At 76.5% G+C, this 16,523-nt stretch carries 9 protein-coding genes (1 of these 9 only partly in view); 4 read left to right on the forward strand and 5 right to left on the reverse strand.

Going from position 1 to position 16,523, the window contains the following annotated elements:
* The first annotated feature begins 5 nt into the window (after nt 1-5).
* Nucleotides 6-2,144 (forward strand): prolyl oligopeptidase family serine peptidase, encoded by a 2,139-nt coding sequence (locus tag AC07A6_RS08030; protein WP_478776482.1) that lies wholly within the window; start codon nt 6-8, stop codon nt 2,142-2,144.
* 53 nt (nt 2,145-2,197) lie between these two features.
* Here AC07A6_RS08030 and AC07A6_RS08035 read toward each other — a convergent pair whose 3' ends face one another.
* The 4 genes from AC07A6_RS08035 to AC07A6_RS08050 all read right to left on the reverse strand — a co-directional run bounded on the left by AC07A6_RS08035 (nt 2,198) and on the right by AC07A6_RS08050 (nt 10,611).
* Nucleotides 2,198-4,015 (reverse strand): AfsR/SARP family transcriptional regulator, encoded by a 1,818-nt coding sequence (locus tag AC07A6_RS08035; RefSeq protein WP_478776483.1) that lies wholly within the window; start codon nt 4,013-4,015, stop codon nt 2,198-2,200.
* A gap of 197 nt (nt 4,016-4,212) precedes the next feature.
* Nucleotides 4,213-7,182, reverse strand: coding sequence for a helix-turn-helix transcriptional regulator (locus tag AC07A6_RS08040; RefSeq protein ID WP_478776484.1), 2,970 nt, complete (start codon nt 7,180-7,182; stop codon nt 4,213-4,215).
* A gap of 126 nt (nt 7,183-7,308) precedes the next feature.
* Nucleotides 7,309-7,515, reverse strand: coding sequence for a hypothetical protein (locus AC07A6_RS08045; RefSeq protein WP_362463540.1), 207 nt, complete (start codon nt 7,513-7,515; stop codon nt 7,309-7,311).
* 84 nt (nt 7,516-7,599) lie between these two features.
* A complete protein-coding gene (locus AC07A6_RS08050) occupies nt 7,600-10,611 on the reverse strand; it encodes a type 2 lanthipeptide synthetase LanM family protein (RefSeq protein WP_478776485.1) in 3,012 nt (1,003 codons plus the stop codon).
* Nucleotides 10,612-10,904: 293 nt separating this feature from the next.
* On the opposite strand from AC07A6_RS08050, the gene lanKC reads away from it, so the two are divergent.
* The gene (lanKC, locus tag AC07A6_RS08055) at nt 10,905-13,502 is read left to right on the forward strand and encodes a class III lanthionine synthetase LanKC (RefSeq protein ID WP_478776486.1); all 2,598 of its coding nucleotides are present in this window, start codon (nt 10,905-10,907) and stop codon (nt 13,500-13,502) included.
* 286 nt (nt 13,503-13,788) lie between these two features.
* Here the strand turns inward: lanKC and AC07A6_RS08060 are convergent, their stop codons facing one another.
* Nucleotides 13,789-14,175: an SSI family serine proteinase inhibitor gene (locus tag AC07A6_RS08060; RefSeq protein ID WP_478776487.1), complete on the reverse strand. Its 387-nt coding sequence runs from the start codon at nt 14,173-14,175 to the stop codon at nt 13,789-13,791.
* Nucleotides 14,176-14,298: 123 nt separating this feature from the next.
* Between AC07A6_RS08060 and AC07A6_RS08065 the strand changes: the two genes are divergently transcribed.
* Together AC07A6_RS08065 and AC07A6_RS08070 are read left to right on the forward strand one after the other, a co-directional pair.
* Nucleotides 14,299-15,930 carry an amidase family protein gene (locus tag AC07A6_RS08065; protein ID WP_478776488.1) on the forward strand — a complete coding sequence of 544 codons (1,632 nt, stop codon included), beginning with the start codon at nt 14,299-14,301 and terminating at the stop codon, nt 15,928-15,930.
* Between the two features lie 500 nt (nt 15,931-16,430).
* Nucleotides 16,431-16,523, forward strand: partial view of a GNAT family N-acetyltransferase gene (locus AC07A6_RS08070; RefSeq protein ID WP_478776489.1) — the start only. It continues 396 nt past the right edge of the window; only the first 93 of its 489 coding nucleotides appear in the window; its start codon is at nt 16,431-16,433; its stop codon lies off the right edge, out of view.

Here is a 16,523-nt window from a genome sequence, read left to right on the forward strand (position 1 = left end):
GACACGTGACCCCAGAGCCCCGCCGCTATCCGCACGCGGACCGGCAGGACCTCGTCGAGGAACTGCACGGCGTGCCCGTCCCCGACCCGTACCGCCTGCTGGAGGACGCCGGGGCCCCCGCGACGCTGCGCTGGGGCGCGGAGCAGGACGAGCTGTTCGAGGCGGACCGGTCCTCCTGGGCGGACCTGGAGCGCTGGCGGGCGGAGGTGGCGGCGATCGACGCCGTGGACCACGTCCGGGCGCCCGAGGTGCGCGGCGGCCGGGTCTTCTGGCTGCGCCAGGACGCCGGTCGGGAACATCCGGTGCTCATGGTGGCGGAGGCCGGGGCGGACACGACGGAGCGGGTGCTGCTGGACCCCGGCGCCCTCGACCCGTCCGGACGTACCGTGCTGGACGCCTGGGAGCCCTCAGTGGAGGGCACTCTGCTGGCCTTCCAGGTGTCCCGCAACGGCACGGAGGACTCGCTGCTGCGGGTGCTGGACGTGGCCACCGGGGAGATCGTCGACGGCCCGGTGGACCGGGTGCGCAGGTCGTCGATCGGCTGGCTGCCCGGCGGTGCGGCGTTCTTCTACGTCCGCAACCTCGACCCCCGGCTGCACCCCGGCGAGGGGCGCTACCACCGCCGGGTGTGCCTGCACCGAATCGGCACGGACCCCGAGACCGACGCCGTGGTCTTCGGCGAAGGGCGGGACAAGACCCAGTTCTACAGCGTCTCCGTGACCGCGGACGGCCGCTGGCTCGGCGTCACGGCCACGCTCGGCACCGGCCGCGGCACCGACCTCTACCTCGCCGACCTGTCGGCGGGGCCGGTCGAGCGCCCGCAGCTGCGGCCCGTGCAGGAGGGCATGGACGCCGCCACCCGCCTGTACGCGGTGTCCGGCACGGGCCCGCGGGACCTGGTGTGGCTGCGCACCGACCGCGACGCGGCCCGCGGACGCGTCGTCGCGTGCCGGCCGGACGAGCTGCACCTGGGCCCCGCCGCCTGGCGCGAGGTGGTCCCCGAACGGCCCGACGCGGTGCTGACCCACCTCGTCGTGCTGTCCGGCCCCGAGGTCAAGCACCCGCTCGGGCTGGCCGCCTGGACCCGCGACACGGTGGCCGAGGTGACCGTGCACGACCTGGTCGAGGGCCGGCAGGTCGGCACGGTACCGCTGCCCGGCACCGGCGCGGTCGGCGACTTCTCGGCCGGGCAGCCCGGCGGCCACGAGGCCTACTTCGCCTACACCGACTTCGTCACCCCGCCCCGGCTGCTCCGCTTCGACGCCCTGACCGGTCGGGCCGTGCGCTGGGAGCGCGACGCCCCGGACACCCCGGGCCTGGGCGGCGCGGTCACCCGCCAGGTCGCCTTCCCCTCGCGGGACGGCACGGTGGTGCGGATGTTCGTGATCTCCCCCACCGGCCGTCCGGACGTGCCGCGCCCCGCGCTGCTCACCGGCTACGGCGGCTTCGGCAAGACGATGTCCCCCCGGTACCGCGCCCAGGTCCTCGCCTGGGTCAGGGCCGGCGGGGTGTTCGCCTGGGCGGGCCTGCGCGGCGGCGGGGAGGAGGGCGAGGCCTGGCACCGGGCGGGCAGCGGGAGGAACAAGCAGAACACCTTCGACGACTTCGCGGCGGCCGGCGACCACCTGCTCGCGGAGGGCTGGACCGCACCGGGCCGCCTCGCGATCATGGGCGGCTCCAACGGCGGGCTGCTGGTCGGCGCCGCCCTGACCCAGCAGCCGGAGAAGTACGCCGCCGTGGTGTGCATGGCCCCCCTGCTGGACATGGTCCGCTACGAGCGCTCCGGCCTCGGGCCCAGTTGGACGCCCGAGTACGGCAGCGCTCAGGACCCGGCCCTGCTGCCGACGCTGTTCGGCTACTCCCCCTACCACCGGGTCGTGCCCGGGACCGCCTACCCGGCGGTGCTGCTGGTCGCCGCGGACGGCGACACCCGGACCGATCCGCTGCACGCCCGCAAGATGTGCGCGGCGCTCCAGCACGCGTCGACCGGAACCGGTCCGGTGCTGCTGCGGCTGGAGCGCGGCGTCGGCCACGGCGACCGGTCGGCGTCCCGGGCGGTGGCCCTGCAGGCGGAGTGCCTCACCTTCCTGGCGGGGCACGTGGGCCTGCCGGCCCCGGGGCGTCCCGGTCCGGAGTCCCTCTGACACACCGGTTCCGGCCGCCCGACGGGGGCGGCCGGGCCCGGTGCCCGGGCCGCTCAGCCCGGGGTCAGCACGGGGGTGCCGAGTCCCGAGCCGCGCGCGTACAGCCGTATCAGGTGCGGCAGTTCGTACTGGGCCGCGTGGGCGGTGACCTCGCCGCAGGGCGACGTCACCATTCCGGCGTCGATGAGCGCCTCCACCACCCGCACCGCGTTCCGTTCGTCGCAGCCGAGGGCCTCGGCCGCCTCGGTCAGGCCGAAGGGGCCCTCCCCGGTGCCCGCGGCCAGCCGTCCCGCGGCGCGGCCCCGGTCCTCCGGCAGCGCCTCCCAGCCGTGGGCGAGCCACTGCCGGACGGAGACGTCCCCGGAGGTCAGTTCGTCCAGCGCCCCGGCCGGATCGGTGAGCCGGTCCGCGAACTCCCACAGCGGTACGTGGCGGAGCACCGCGAGCCGCATCCCGCTCACCCGGACCGCCAGCGGGGACCCGCCGCAGGCGCGCACGATGCGCAGGGCGGCCTCCCGGTCGGCCCTCACCCGGCCCTGGCCGACGAGCCCCGCGAGCAGTTGCAGGGACTCGGCCGTGCCCAGTGGCGGGACCCCGATCCGGTGCACGGGCGCCAGACCGCCCAGCTGGCCGCGTGCGGTGAGCAGCACCCGGCCCCGCCCGCCGCACGGGAGCAGCGGCCGTACCGCGCGCTCGTCGGGCACGTCGTCCAGGACCACCAGCACGCGGTGCCGGGCCAGCCACTCCCGCCACGCCTCGGGCCCGGACAGCCCGCTCTGGCCGGTCCGTTCCCCGAGCTCCGCGAGCACCGCCGACAGCGGGCGGGTACGGCCGTCCGCGTCGCGCAGCGAGACGCAGAGCCGACCGTCGGCGAACCGGTCGCCGAGCTGGTGGGCGGCCCGCACCGCCAGCGCGGTCTTCCCGGCCCCGGCCGGGCCCGACAGCAGCACGATCCGGCCGGCGCCGTCGTCCTCCAAGAGGTCGACGAGGTAGCGCAGTTCCTCGCCGTGTCCGGTGAAGTCCACGAGGTCGGGCGGCAGCACGGCCGGCGGCCGGGCAGCCGGCGGGCGGGCGGCCGCGGCCGCCGCGGCCCGGCCGTCGCCGGCGAGGACCGTCCGGTACCGGGCCGCCATGGCGCCCCCCGGTTCCAGGCCCAGTTCGCGGGCGAGGAGCTGCCGGTAGTCGTCGTACGCCGCGAGCGCCTCGGCCTGCCGGCCGGACCGGCTCAGCGCGCACATCCAGGCGGACCGCAGCCGCTCCCGGAGCGGGTGCTGCTCCACCAGGTCGCGCAGCCCCTCGACCACCGCCGGTGCGCCGCCCAGCTCCAGCTCGGCCTCCGCCCAGCTCTCGTAGGCCGTCAGGTGGCGCAGCTCCAGCCGCTCGGCCTCCTCGGCCAGCCGGGAGGACTGCCGCAGGTCGTCGCCCAGCGGCGGGCCCTGCCACAGGTCCAGGGCCTGGCGCAGCAGCCGGGCGGCCGGGCGGGGCTCCTGGCCCTCGGCCTCCCGTACCAGGGAGCGGAAGCGCAGGAGGTCGAGCTCGTCCTCCGCCACGCGCAGCACGTATCCGCCGCAGGTGTGGGTGAGCCGCGGCCGGTCCGGGTCGTCGTCGGCGAGCAGCGCGCGCAGGGCGCTCACGTACACCTGGAGGTTCTTGCGGGCGGTGCGCGGGGGGTCCTCGTGCCAGACCGCGTCGGTCAACGTGTCCACGGACACCGGGGTGTTGGCGGAGCCGAGCAAGGTCGCCAGCACGACCCGCTGCTTCAACGGGCCGAGGTTCAGCGCCCGGTCGCCGCGGTGGGCCGTGAGCGGGCCGAGGACGGAGAACCTGAGCGTGCCGGGTGACGCTGCGGGCTGCGCGAACGGACGCGGCATCGGACGAACCTCCGGAGGGGGACGGGGAGTGGGTGGGTCCCCTCGATCATCGGCGGCCCGCACCCTGCGCACATCGGTGCCGGGCCCGCAGAGTCGCGCCCGCCCGCTCCCCCGTATGGGGGAACCGGCCCCCATATAGGGGAGCGGGCCCCCATATAGACGGGCGGGACCCCCATCCCGGCTCCCGTCGGCCGCAGTCAGTGCGGGTCCGCCGCGCACCGCGCGGACAGGGCGCACAGCGCAGCCCGGTCCGCGGAGCCGGTCTTGAGCATCAGGCTCGCCATGTGCTTCTCCACCGTCCGGGGCGAGATGCACAGGCTCTGGGCGATCTGCTGGTTGCCGGGCCGCTCCGCCAGCAGCACGAACACCTCGTACTCGCGCGGCGTGACGCCCGCGGTGCGCAGTTCCGCGGGGATCCGCTCCCGGCCGCCCCGGCGCTGCGGGACGCTGACCCCCGCCTGCCGCAGGACGGCCCGGCAGGCCCCGGCCACCGTCGGTACGCCGGCCTCGTGGAAGTACTCCTCGGCGGTCCGCAGCCAGGCGACCGGCTCTCCCCAGGAGTCGGCGAGCGCCGCTTCGGCGGTCAGCCGCAGGGCGAGGTGCCACGCCTGCGGGAACACCGCCGCCGCCCGGCCGGCCTGCTCCACGGCGCGCTGCGCACCGGCCGCGTCGCCGTCCCGGCCGCGCTGCACCGCGTCCGCCATGCCGAGGAACATCCGGTTCCAGGCCAACTGCCCGCCCGGCGAGGCCAGCGCCTCCCGGTACGCCTCCCGGCCGGCGTCCTCGCCGTCGAGGATCCGCAGCAGGGGGCCGAGCCCGTAACGGCCGCTGAGGTAGAAGAAGCTCGGGTGCTCCCGCTCCCAGGCCAGCGCCGCGTCGAGCTCGGCCTTCGCGCGTTCCCGGTCCTCCCCCATCAGCGCGCCCACGGCCTGGCACAGTCCGCGCTGCAGGGGCACGAGCATGGACTCCTCGCCGCCGGCCCGGCGGAACCGGACCAGGGCGCGTTCCTGGTCGCGGGCCCGCCCCTGGTGGGCGGCGAGCGTGGCGTCGACGAGGAGCAGGTAGCGGTGGGTCGACAGGTTCTGGAGGCGGGCGCTGGCCTCGACCAGCCGCTCGACGACCTCCCGGGCCCGGTCCCACCGCCCGGCCAGCACGCTCTGCATGGCGAGGAACCCGTCGACGGTCTGGAGCAGGGTCAGCGAACCGAGTTCGTGGGCCGCCGTGCGGGCGGTCTCCAGCCGCGTCGCCTCACCGGTCCGCATGAACGCGTTGGTGCCGAGCCGGACCAACGCCTCGGTCCGGTAGACGGCGAGCCGGTGCTGCTCGGCGACCGCCAGCATCCGCTCCAGGCAGGCGTCGGCCTCGTCGAAGCCGCGCTCCCGGGACAGCATGGCCAGCAGCTGCCAGGCCTGGCAGGCCACCACGGGCCGGCCGCGCTGCTCGGCGGTGAGCGCGGCGGACCGGGCGGAACGTTCCGCCGCTGCCAGTCGCTCGCGGCCGTCGTCATCGCCCCGGCCCACCGGACCGTGGCCCCTGCCCCCGCCGTCCTGCTCCGGCAGCAGCGCGAGATGGCCCTCGACCACCGCGAGCGCCGCCTCCTGCTCCGGGCGCGGGGCGGCCCCCAGCAGGGTGCGGGCGGCCCGGATCCGGCGGTGCGCCTCCTCCTGCTGCTCGCCCATGGTCGCGACCCATGCGACCTGCGTGTGCGCCTGGGCCCGTTCCTCCGCGGCCCGCGACCCGGCAGGCGCCGGCGGGAGGTCGTCGAGCAGCGTGGCCGCCTCGTCCAGTCGCCCGGACTCGGCCTGGGCGATGGCCAGTTGGACGGTCATCTCGTCCCGCTCCGCGTCGGTCGCCAGGCCCCGGGCGCGCTCCAGCAGCACAGCGGCCGAGCCCGACGCGCCGGCATCGAGCATCTGCCGGCCGACCTCGGCGAACTGCCGGGACGCCGCCACCATGTCGCCCGCCGCCAGTTGCAGGGTGGCCACCAACTGACGCTGGTCGCCGGAGAGTTCGCTGGCGGACTCCTGGATGGCCGAGGCCGCGCGCCGGGCCAGCGCCGCCTGCTCGGCGGGCGGCAGGGAGGCCCGGAGCGCGTCCGCCGTCAGGGCGTGCCGGAAGGCGTAGTGGTCGTGGGCGGCCCCGTCCGGGGCGATGATCCCCACCTCGGAGGCCGACCGGAGGTGGGCGAAGAGCGCCCGGTCGTCGAGCCCGGTCACCGCCCGCAGGGCCCCGACGGAGAACCGGCCGCCGAGCGTCGCCGCGACGAGCAGCAGTTCGCGCACCGGTTCGTCGAGCCGGTCCAGCCGGCGCGCCCAGCTGCGGACCGCGCCCGTCGGAACCGCCGCCCCGCCGTGCTCGGCCAGCTGCCACCCGCCGTCGGCCCTGCTCAGCCGTCCCGTGTCCAGCAGGTCGGCCAGCAGCACCTCCACCAGGTACGGGTTCCCGGCCGCCCACTGCGCGAGGTGGCGGTGGGCGGCCGGGGGCACCTCACCCGGTCCGACGTCCAGGCACGCGGCCGCCATGTCCCGTACGGCGGCCTCGTCCAGCGGCCCCAACTCCCGCAGGTAGGCGGTGTTGCGCAGCTCGGCGGCGAGCGCGAGGTCCAGCGCCGGGCCGGGGTCGGGCCGCAGCGTGCCGACGAGGAGGACCGGCAGCTCGGCGACGTTGTCGACGACGTACTCGACGACCGCGATCGTCTCGGTGTCGGAGTCGTGCAGGTCCTCCAGCAGGATCACGCAGCCCCGCTCGCGGCCGAGCACGGCCAGCAACCTCAGGAGCGCCTCGGCCAGTTCGACCAGCGAGATCGCATATCCGGGCGCCACTGTGCCGGACCGCCACTCCGGTACGAGTCCGGCCAACGCGGGCCGGTAGGGCTGGAGTTCGGGGTCGTCGGGGGCACCCGCCGCCCGGAACCGCGAGGACAGCGCCTCGACCAGCGGCCGGAACGGCACGACGAGCCCGGTGGACGTGGCGCGGCCGCGCAGCACGGGCATGTCCCGCTCGTAGGCGCGCAGGGCCGACTCGCCGGCCAGCCGGGATTTGCCGATGCCCGCCTCACCGACGAGGAACAGCGCCCGTCCGGCACCCCTCTTGACACTCTCCAGGGCCTCGTCCAGCAGCCGGATCTCGGCGTCCCGCCCCACGATGACCGACGACGTCGCTCGCATGAGCGCAGGCTACTTGATCTTGTTCGGGCACGGCAAAGGGCCGGGGGTTCCCCGGCCCTTTGCCTGAGCTGTCAATACGTCATCCCGAGTACGCCGCCGGGCGGCGGGCCGGTCCCCCGCCGCGCCTCAGAACGGGCAGGTGCCGGTGGTCCAGGGCATGTCCATGGTGAAGGCCGTGTCGGCTTCGGCCGATCTGAGCAGCCGGCTGCGCAGCCCCAGCGTCCCGCTCGCCCCGAACGCCACCTCGCCCAGCGGGTGGTCGAGGGCCGCGGTCTCCGCGCCGGCGCTGCTGTCGAGGTACCTGACCGAGTCGTTGATCTGCATGGTCGCCATCCGTCTTTCGTGTGCGTGAGAGTGGTCGTCGTGCTCGGTGATGCGGTGATGCGGTGATGCGGTGATGCGGTGTACCCGGCCCCCCTAGCCGGACGTGTGCAGGAGCAGCAGGGACGGCACGCGCTCCGGGAACCCGGCCCGGAGGAGTCCGTGGCCGATCCCCGCCAGCCCGGTCAGCAGGCCGGGATGCGCGACTCCGTCCGGGGCGCCGCTGCGGGAACCGGTCTCCTCCACGGAGGCCAGGAGCGCCCCGACCCGGCGGATCCAGTGCGCGCGTGCCTCCGGGGCCGCGCCGTGGCCGAGGAGTTCGCACACCCCGGCCTCGCCGTGGCAGAGGCTGTCGTCGGCGGCCGGCAGGTCCCGGCCCAGCGCCTCGACGGTCCCGCGCGCCCAGGTCGCGAGGGCCTGGTCCGCCAGGGCGCCCGGCGCGTCCAGCACCGCGAGTGCGATGCCGGCGCGCCCCCGGCACCAGGCCGACGCCCGCGCCCCGGATGCGGACGGGCCGGGCGGGTCCGCGGGGGCTGCCCCGTGGCCCCCCGGACCCCGGCCGCCGGCCGGCTCGCCGTCGACGGCCGCCCGCAGTGCGGCCAGGCCCGCGAACCGGTACCGCTCAGCGCCCCCGGCCGCCACGCTCCCGGATCCCGCGGCGGCCTCGGCGAACCGCAGCAGGGCCCAGCCCCGCCCGGCGGCCCCGGTCGTGAAGCCCCGCCCGCCGGCCGTGGGATCCGCCGCCGCCAACCGGTCCGCGGCGGCCTGTGCGTCCCGCCAGGTCTCCGGCCCCCCGGCACCGGCCCGGTGGGCGGCCAGCAGTGCGGCGAGCCCGCCCGCGACGCCCGCGGCCACCCCGTGCTCCGGCTCGGACCGGGCCGCCGTGCCGGCCAGCCGCAGCATCGCGGCCGCCCATGAGCCGGCCTCCGGATCGTCCAGCAGCCGTGCCGTCTCGGCGAGCGCGTACGCGATGCCGCCGAGGCCCGAGAAGGCCCCCGACCCCACCGCGCCCAGGTCGGCGGGCCGGGCGCGCAGCGCGTCGAGCAGTCCGGGCACCGGCGCCAGGGCCGTCCGGGCCACCTCCGCGTAGTGGCCGGCCCCGGTGAGCGCCGCCAACTGGGCCAGGAACAGCGCCGGCCCGGTGTACCCGCCGGCCAGGTCGGCCGGCATCGCGCCGATCCGCCAGTAGCGCTCGTCCAGCAGCTCCAGGCCGATCCAGTTGGTGCGCGGTCCCCGGCGGTACGCGAGGGAGACCAGCCGGTCCCCGACGGACCGGGCCGCCGACAGCAGCCGCTCCGGCTCGGGGGCGCGCTCCGCCGCACGGGCGCGCCGCTCCCCGACGGGCCGGTGCACGGGCGCGCAGGAGGCCGTCGCCATCGCGGCGCGCACGATCCACTCCTGGTCCTGCCGGTCGACCGTGTCCAAGGCGGCGAGCCGGGCGGCGACCCGGGCGATCCCGGACCGGTCCGCGCGGCCGGCCAGCGGCCGCTCCGGCACGCCCCACAGCCGGTCGGTGCCCGGCCGGGCGGTGAACAGCGGTACGTCTCCCGCCCAGAGCTGGGCGATCTCCTCGTCGACCAGGTCGGGCGTGAGGGCCGCCCCGGAGTCGTCGGTCCGCAGGGTCTCCAGGGCCCGCTGCCGCTCAGCCGCGTCCTTCAGCAGGTCGGGGTGGGTGGACTCGTCGAGCATGGTGCTGTACACCCAGGTGGGCCTGGCCAGCACCCGCACCTCGTCGTCGGCGAACGCCCTCAACAGCGGCGTCCCGTGGAGCAGTTCCCCCCTGGCCGCGGCGATGGCCGCGTACGCGGTGCGGAATCCGGCGCAGAGCGCGTCGACGTGGTCCGCCGGCTCGACGGGCGTGCCGTCCGCGAGCCGCGGCCGGTTGGCGGACTCCCCGAACGTCCCGGCCCTGCGCACCAGGCGCATCCGGTCCGTACCGGCGTCCGCCCAGGTGGCCCGGGCGACGGGCGAGACCGCTTCCCGGCCGCCGCCCACCGCGGACACGTCCAGGGCGCTGTCGTCGCCCACCATGAGCTGGGGCAGGAGTCCGACCCGGTACACCGAGTCGTGGAGCGCGCGCGCCGCGGGGTCCTCCGTGGCGGTCGCCGCCAGCGGGGGGTGGAACAGGGTCTCCACGTCGATCAGCACCGGGTGGGCGCCGGCGGCGATCAGGTTCTCGTGGTGCAGGTCGGTGCCGTCGATCAGGTGCAGCAGCGCCAGCAGCGCGCCCTGGCGGCGGTAGAACACCTCGATCTCCGCGGCATCGGCGCAGGGTCCCGCGGCGACGAACTCCACCCACCCGTAGCCGCCCCGGTCGAGCAGCCGCAGCGTACGCAGGTCCGCGGAGTGCGGCAGCCCGTTGAACCAGTCGACGAGGTCGTTGAAGTGGCGGTGCACGGCCAGCGGCCGCGGCTTGTACACCAGCCGGGTCCCGTCGGCGAAGCGCAGCAGCATCACGCTCCGGCCGCCCCGGTGCCCGTCGCCGGCGCCCGGCGCGACGCCCACGAGCAGCCCCGGGTCCCCGCCCAGGAGGCCCGCGGCCAGCCGGGCCCGGTCGTCCGCCAGCCGCTCCAGCGCCTCCGCGAGGGCGTCCGCCGCGTCCAGCGCCGCCCGTCCCAGGATCCGCGCCAGCACCGGCCGGCCGGCCAGCAGGGCCGCCAGGCCGCGCCGGGACGCGGTCCGCCCCAGGAAGTCCCGGAACCGGGCCCGGGTGTCGTCCCCGTCCAACCGCCCGGCGCTGCGCACCTCGTACAGCTCCAGCACCAGCGTCCGCGCCGCCGCCCGGGCCAGTCGGCCGCTGAGGTGCCGCTCCAGGTCGTCCCGTACGGCGGCCAGGTCCACGAGCCGCCGCGCCCGTGCCGACACGCCCCGCTCCAGCCGCTCCCCCGCACCGCGGGTGAACGGGCGCAGCACCCACTCGAAACCGCTCAGCCCCGGGAAGTCCCCCTCCGGCGCCAGGGGTTGCTCGGGTGCGCGGGCCGCCGCCGCTTCGGCGAACGCGGCCCAGTCCGGCAGCCCTCGACCGGCGCCACCGCCGACGAGCCCGGGCTCCCACCACCGCTCCACAGCCGACAGCGGAACCTCGGTCCGCACCTGTCCTGCCCCCATCGCCCCTCCTCGACCCCGACCCTCCGCTCCGGGCCCACGCACGATCTTGTACGGAAGGCGCCACCCCCCACATGGGGAAGGAGCCCCCATGTTCTTCCACTCGGGCACCACCGGACCTCAAGCAGGGGTCAAGCGGGCCCGCAGCCGCCCCCGACAGCCGGCCGTCGGAGCGACCGCGGAGGGTGATCTCGGCCGATACCGGTCGCATGGCGTTGCCGAACCGTTTCCATACCCGCCGTTCCTAGCGTCTGGCACGACCGTTGTGGCCGCCCCACATCCCGCAAGGAGATCCCGTGCTCGAAGGCTTCGGCGAGGCGCTCGCGGACCGGGAGTACTTCCTGCCGCTGACCAGCGTGGCCGACCCCGGGCCGCGCTTCGTCCCCGGCACGGCGCCGGTCGGCCTGCGCAGCGCCGACCAGGGCATCTGGACGTTCTGGGGCAGCCCCCGGTCCGGACTCGCCGAACAGGGCTGGAAGATCCACGTGTCGGCGCGGCTGGAGCGGGCCCAGCACGTGCTCGACACGGTCGCCGGGATCTGCTCCGACGAGGGCGTGCCGTTCAAGCACCTGCGCGCCCGGCTGTTCTTCCTGTTCCTCCACCACAAGCACGCCGCACGGGCGCAGTCGGGCAAGTTCTGCGCCGTCTACCCGCCCGACGAGGCGACCGCCCGCCGGCTGCTGGAGCGCCTGCGTGACGCGCTCGACGGGGAAGAGGGCCCCTACGTCCTCACCGACCGGCGCTTCCGCGACTCGCGGACGGTCCACTACCGCTACGGAGCCTTCGGTCCCCGCACTCGGCTGCGGGCCGACGGCACCCGGGAGGGCCTGGTCACCGACGGCTCCGGCCGGGAGGCCGTGGACGTGCGGGTGCCCGCCTTCCTGATGCCGCCGGGGATCACCGACCCCTTCGTGGAGCAGGAGGAGCCCCCGCACACGGGCCCCATCCTGATCCGCGACTACGAGGTGACCCGCGCGGTGCGGCTGAGCAACGCGGGCGGCACCTACCAGGCCCTGGACCGGCGGACCGGCCGCACCGTCTTCCTCAAGGAGGCCCGCGCCCACAACGGCCTGGTCTTCGACGGCACCGACGCGCAGCAGCGGCTGCGGCACGAGTACGACGTGCTGCGCGAACTGCACGCGGCTGCACCCGGGGTGGGGCCGGAGCCGCTGGACCACTTCACGGAGTGGGAGCACGACTTCCTCGTCACCGAGTTCGTCGAGGGGCAGCCGCTGGTCGGCTGGCTGAGCCGGAGCACCCCGCTGGCCCGCGCCGACCGCACGGACGGATCCGTCGCCGGGTACTACGCGCAGTGCCGGAACCTGCTGGACCAGCTGGACGCCACGCTCGGGCGGCTGCACGCCGCCGGCTACCAGTTCGGCGACCTCAGCCCGGGCAACATCATGGTCTCCCCGTCGGGCGGGCTCCGGCTGGTGGACTTCGAGGCGGCCACGGCGCTGTCCGCGGCGCCCTCCGGCGTCAGCACCCCCGGGTTCACGCCGCCGCCCGGCCTGGTCCGGGCCGGCACCGACCCGCTGCTGCGGGACCGGTACGGCACGGCCGCGGTCGCGCTCGCCTTCCTGGCGCCGTTCAACGAGACCGCCGAGCACGCGCCCGGCAACCTCGAACTGCTGCGCCGCGACCTGGTGGACGTGGCCGTGCCGCAGGACCTGTGGCAGCGGGCGACCGCCTTCCACCGGGCGCCGGAGCGGGCGCAGGACGAGGACGGCCCCGGCCGCCCGCCCTCCCCGGCCGAGGTGGACGCCGATCCGCGCGGCTGCCTCGCCCGGCTCGCCGACGACGTGGCCGCGGGGCTGCTGGAGGTGGCGGACGCCGACCGGCCCGAGTGGGCCTTCCCGCCCTCGGCCGAGGCCTTCGGGACCAACAACGTGTGCCTGGCCTACGGCACGGCCGGGGTGGTGCACGCCCTGCAGCGCGCCGGGGTCCCGGTGCCGGAGGAGATCGGCGAGCGGCTGCGCCGCGACGCGCTGGCGCTGCGCGGGGCGCTGCCCCCCGGCCTGCTCGTCGGCTCGGCCGGCGTCGCCCCGGTGCTGGCCGGCCTCGGCCGGCTGGACGAGGCCGTCGACCTGCTCCGGGACGCCGACCACCACCCGCTCACCGCCGCCTGCGGCACGCTGGCCGGCGGGCGGGCCGGGGTCGGCATGGGCTGGCTGGCCCTGCACCGGCTGACCGGGGACGACGGCCACCTGGTGCGGGCCGCCGCGGCCGCGCAGGGCCTGCTGCGCACCCCCGACCTGCCGGCCACCCTCGGCGAGCACGACGCCCGCGGGCTGCTGCACGGCCGTTCCGGGGTCGCGCTCTTCCTCCACCACCTGACCCGCGCCACCGGCGACGCCCGCTACCTGGAGGTGGGCCGCCTGCTGCTCCACCAGGAGCTGGACCGGACGTTCGCCCTGGACGACGGCGCCCTGTCGATCTCCGACGACGCCCGGCACACCCGGGCCATGCCGTACCTGGCCACGGGCGCGGCCGGGGTCGCGGCGGTGCTCACCCGCTACGTGGCCAGCGCGCCGGACGAGCGCTGCGCCGCGGCGCTGCCGAAGCTGGTCGCCGGCATCCGGGTCTCCTGCGCCACGAAGGAGGCGGGCCTGTACCGGGGGCTGGCCGGACTGGCCTGGTTCCTGGCCGGGCACGCCGAGCTCACCGGCACGGAGGCCGCCCGCACCGACGCCGTGCGGGCCGCGACCGGCCTGCTCAAGTACGCGGTCCCGGGCCGGCGCGGGGTGCGCTTCCTGGGCGCGGGGTCGATGCGCTTCACCGCCGACCTCTCCAGCGGCGGGGCCGGTGTCCTCCTGGCCCTGCGGCGCCTGCTGGCCGGCCCGCTCCTGGCTGAACCCCACCACGCGCGCCCACCGGTCCCGGCAGCCACCTGAGGCGGGCGCCCCGAGAACCCCCCGGCGCGGCACGACCGACGCCCTGCCGGGGTCTGCATGACCGACCGAACGACCCCTAGTAGGAAGTGAGATCACCATGAGCCAGATCCTCGCGCTCCAGTCCCTGGACACCGAGCCGGAGGGCTTCCGCCCGCCCTGCTTCAGCGTCTCCTGGAGCATCGGCGACATCTTCCCCGAGCCGATGTAACGAGCGGCACCCGGGTAGGCCGGGACCAGTGGCACCTCCACCGGTCCCGGCCCGGTGCGTTGCCCGGGGCACGGTCGTTCAGAAGTCGAACACCTTGCCGGTCGCCAGGGCCAGCGCGCAGTCGTCCGCGTACACGTGCCGCCAGTGGACCTCGCGTCCCGCGTAGGTGCCGTCCGCGGTCACGGTGACCAGCGAGGAGTCGTTCGAGCAGTAGGCCGTCTCCTGTCCCGGCAGCCGGTCGAAGTCGCCGTCCGCGGCGGCCAGGTCGGCGCAGGCCGCTTCCCGGTTCGGGTGGTGCGGAGCCCGCCGGGCGGGGCAGTCAAGCCACACGGAGGCGTTCCGTGCGGGGCCCACGGTACGGGTGACGGTGAGCCGGACGTGGGCGTCGGCGACCGGCGGCGGGGTGGCGGCGGCCGGGGCGGCGGTGGCGAGAACCGCTCCGAGGGCGAGGACGATCTTCTTCATGGGCGGTCCAACGCGGCCGCCCCCGCCGAGGTCACCGCGCGGAGGGGCTCAGGGCCCCCGGGGGCGCGAAGAGGCGCAGAAGTCCCTTGTGCCGGGCGTTCCCGCTGGAGTGGGCTGTCCCCCATGAAGACGAGAAGCGTCGCGGCACTGACCGCGGCACTGGCCCTGGCACCCCTCCTGGCCGCGGGCGGCGCGGGACAGCGCGCGGTGGCCGCCGAGTCGGGTGCCGGGGGTTCCGCGTCCCGCGCCGAGTCGGTGCTCCTGCGCGGCATCGACCTGGACTCGGCGACGATCCCCGAGTTGCAGGCGCGCATGGAGCGCGGGTCCCTGACCTCGTCGGAGCTGACCCGGGCGTACCTGCGGCGGATCAGGGAAGTCGACCCGAAGATCAATTCGGTGCTGCGCACGAGCCCGGCGGCCCTGCGGGAGGCGGCCGCCAGTGATGCCCGCCGCCGCCTCGGAAAGGCGCGCGGGCCGCTCGACGGCATCCCCGTCCTGCTGAAGGACAACGTGGACACGCGCGACATGCCGACCACGGCCGGCTCGCTGGCGCTGGCCGGAAGTCCGCCGGCCAGGGACGCGGAGCTGGTCGGGAGGCTGCGCGCGGCGGGCGCGGTGATCCTCGGCAAGGCCAACCTGTCCGAGTGGGCCAACTTCCGTGCGGCCAAGCCCACGTCCGGCTGGTCGGCGGTGGGCGGCCAGACGCACAACCCGTACGTCCTGGACCGCAACCCGTGCGGGTCCTCCGCGGGCTCGGCCGCCGCGGTCGCCGCGTCGCTGGCCCAGGTGGCGGTCGGCACCGAGACGGACGGCTCCATCGTCTGCCCGGCAGGGATGAACGGGGTCGTCGGCCACAAGCCCAGTCTCGGGCTGGTCAGCCAGTCCGGCGTCGTGCCGATCTCCGCCGAGCAGGACACGGCCGGTCCGATGGCCCGCAGCGTCGTCGACACCGCGATCGCCTTCTCGGTGCTCAGCGGCCACGCCGCGGCGGGTGCCGACGGCGCCTTCGGCCTCACGGAGGCGGACCGGCGCTCCGGCGGCCTGCGCGGCAAGCGGATCGGCCTGTGGCGGCTCCCCTCGCTCGGCGCGGAGGTGGACGCCCTGATGACCCGGACGGCGGAGCGGCTGCGGACCGCCGGGGCGGAGGTCGTCGAGGTGACCCCGCCCTATCAGGACCGGCTCGCTGAGCTGGAGTTCCCCGCCCTGCTGAGCGAGTTCCACCGGGACATCGACGCCTACCTCGCCTCCCGCCGCGGCCCGCGCGACCTCGCCGGGCTGATCGCGTTCAACCGAGCGCAGCCGGCCGAACGGACCTGCTTCGCCGGCCAGGAGCTGTTCGAGCAGGCCCTGGCCGCCCCGCCGGCGACGGACCCGGGCCACCGGGCGAGGCGCGCGGAGCTGAAGGACCTGTCGCGGCGGTCCATCGACGAGACCATGGCCGCCCACGGCCTGGACGCCATCGCCTCCCCGGCGAACCCGCCCGCCTGGACGACCGACTGCGCACGGGGCGACAACGACGTGATCCCGTCCTCCACCCCGGCCGCCGTCGCCGGCTACCCCTCGCTGTCCGTGCCCGCCGGGTTCGTCGGCGAGCTGCCGGTCGGCCTGCTCCTGATGGCCGGGGACCGGCAGGACGCCGGGCTGCTGTCGCTGGGCGCCGCGGTGGAGCGGCGGCTGGACGCCCGCCGCGCACCGCGGTACCTGGCCTCGTCGGCATCCGGCACCGCCGTCCGGGAAGGGCCCCATGCGCAGTGACGAGCTCCGGCGGGTCACGGCGTTCCTGTCGGGGTTCGCACGGCGGCAGGCCGAGCGGACGCTCCGGCTGCCGGGCGGCTTCGCGGTGTTCGACGACCGTTTCGCGGACTCCTGGTCGCACAACCAGGTAGTGGTCGAACGGGCGGCCGTGGAGCCGGCGGCCCTGCCGGGCCTGGTGGACGAGGCGATGGGCGAGCGGCCGTTCCGCATCGTCTCCGTCCTGGACGACGGCTTCGGCCGGGCGTGCGCCGAACATCTCCTGCGGGCCGGCTACCGGCATTCCGCCTATCTGGTGATGCTGCACACCGCTCCCGCCCCCGGTCCGCCGGCCGACAGCGGGCGCGCGGTCGGCGAGGTGGACCTGGAGGCGATCCGGGAACCGCTGGCGGCCAGTTGGCGGATCGCGCTGCCGCAGGCCGGTGAGGAGGTGATCCGCATGCTGGTCGACCGGCACGCGACGCGGCACCGGGGGGGGGGGGGGGGGGGGGGGCGGTGGGTGGGTGGGGGGGGGGGGGGGGGGGGGGGCGAGGGGGGAGGGGGGGGGGGGGGGGGGGGGGGGGGGGGGGGGGGGGGGGGAGGGGGGGGGGGGAGGT

Source organism: Streptomyces sp. NPDC044002 (assembly GCF_056434525.1).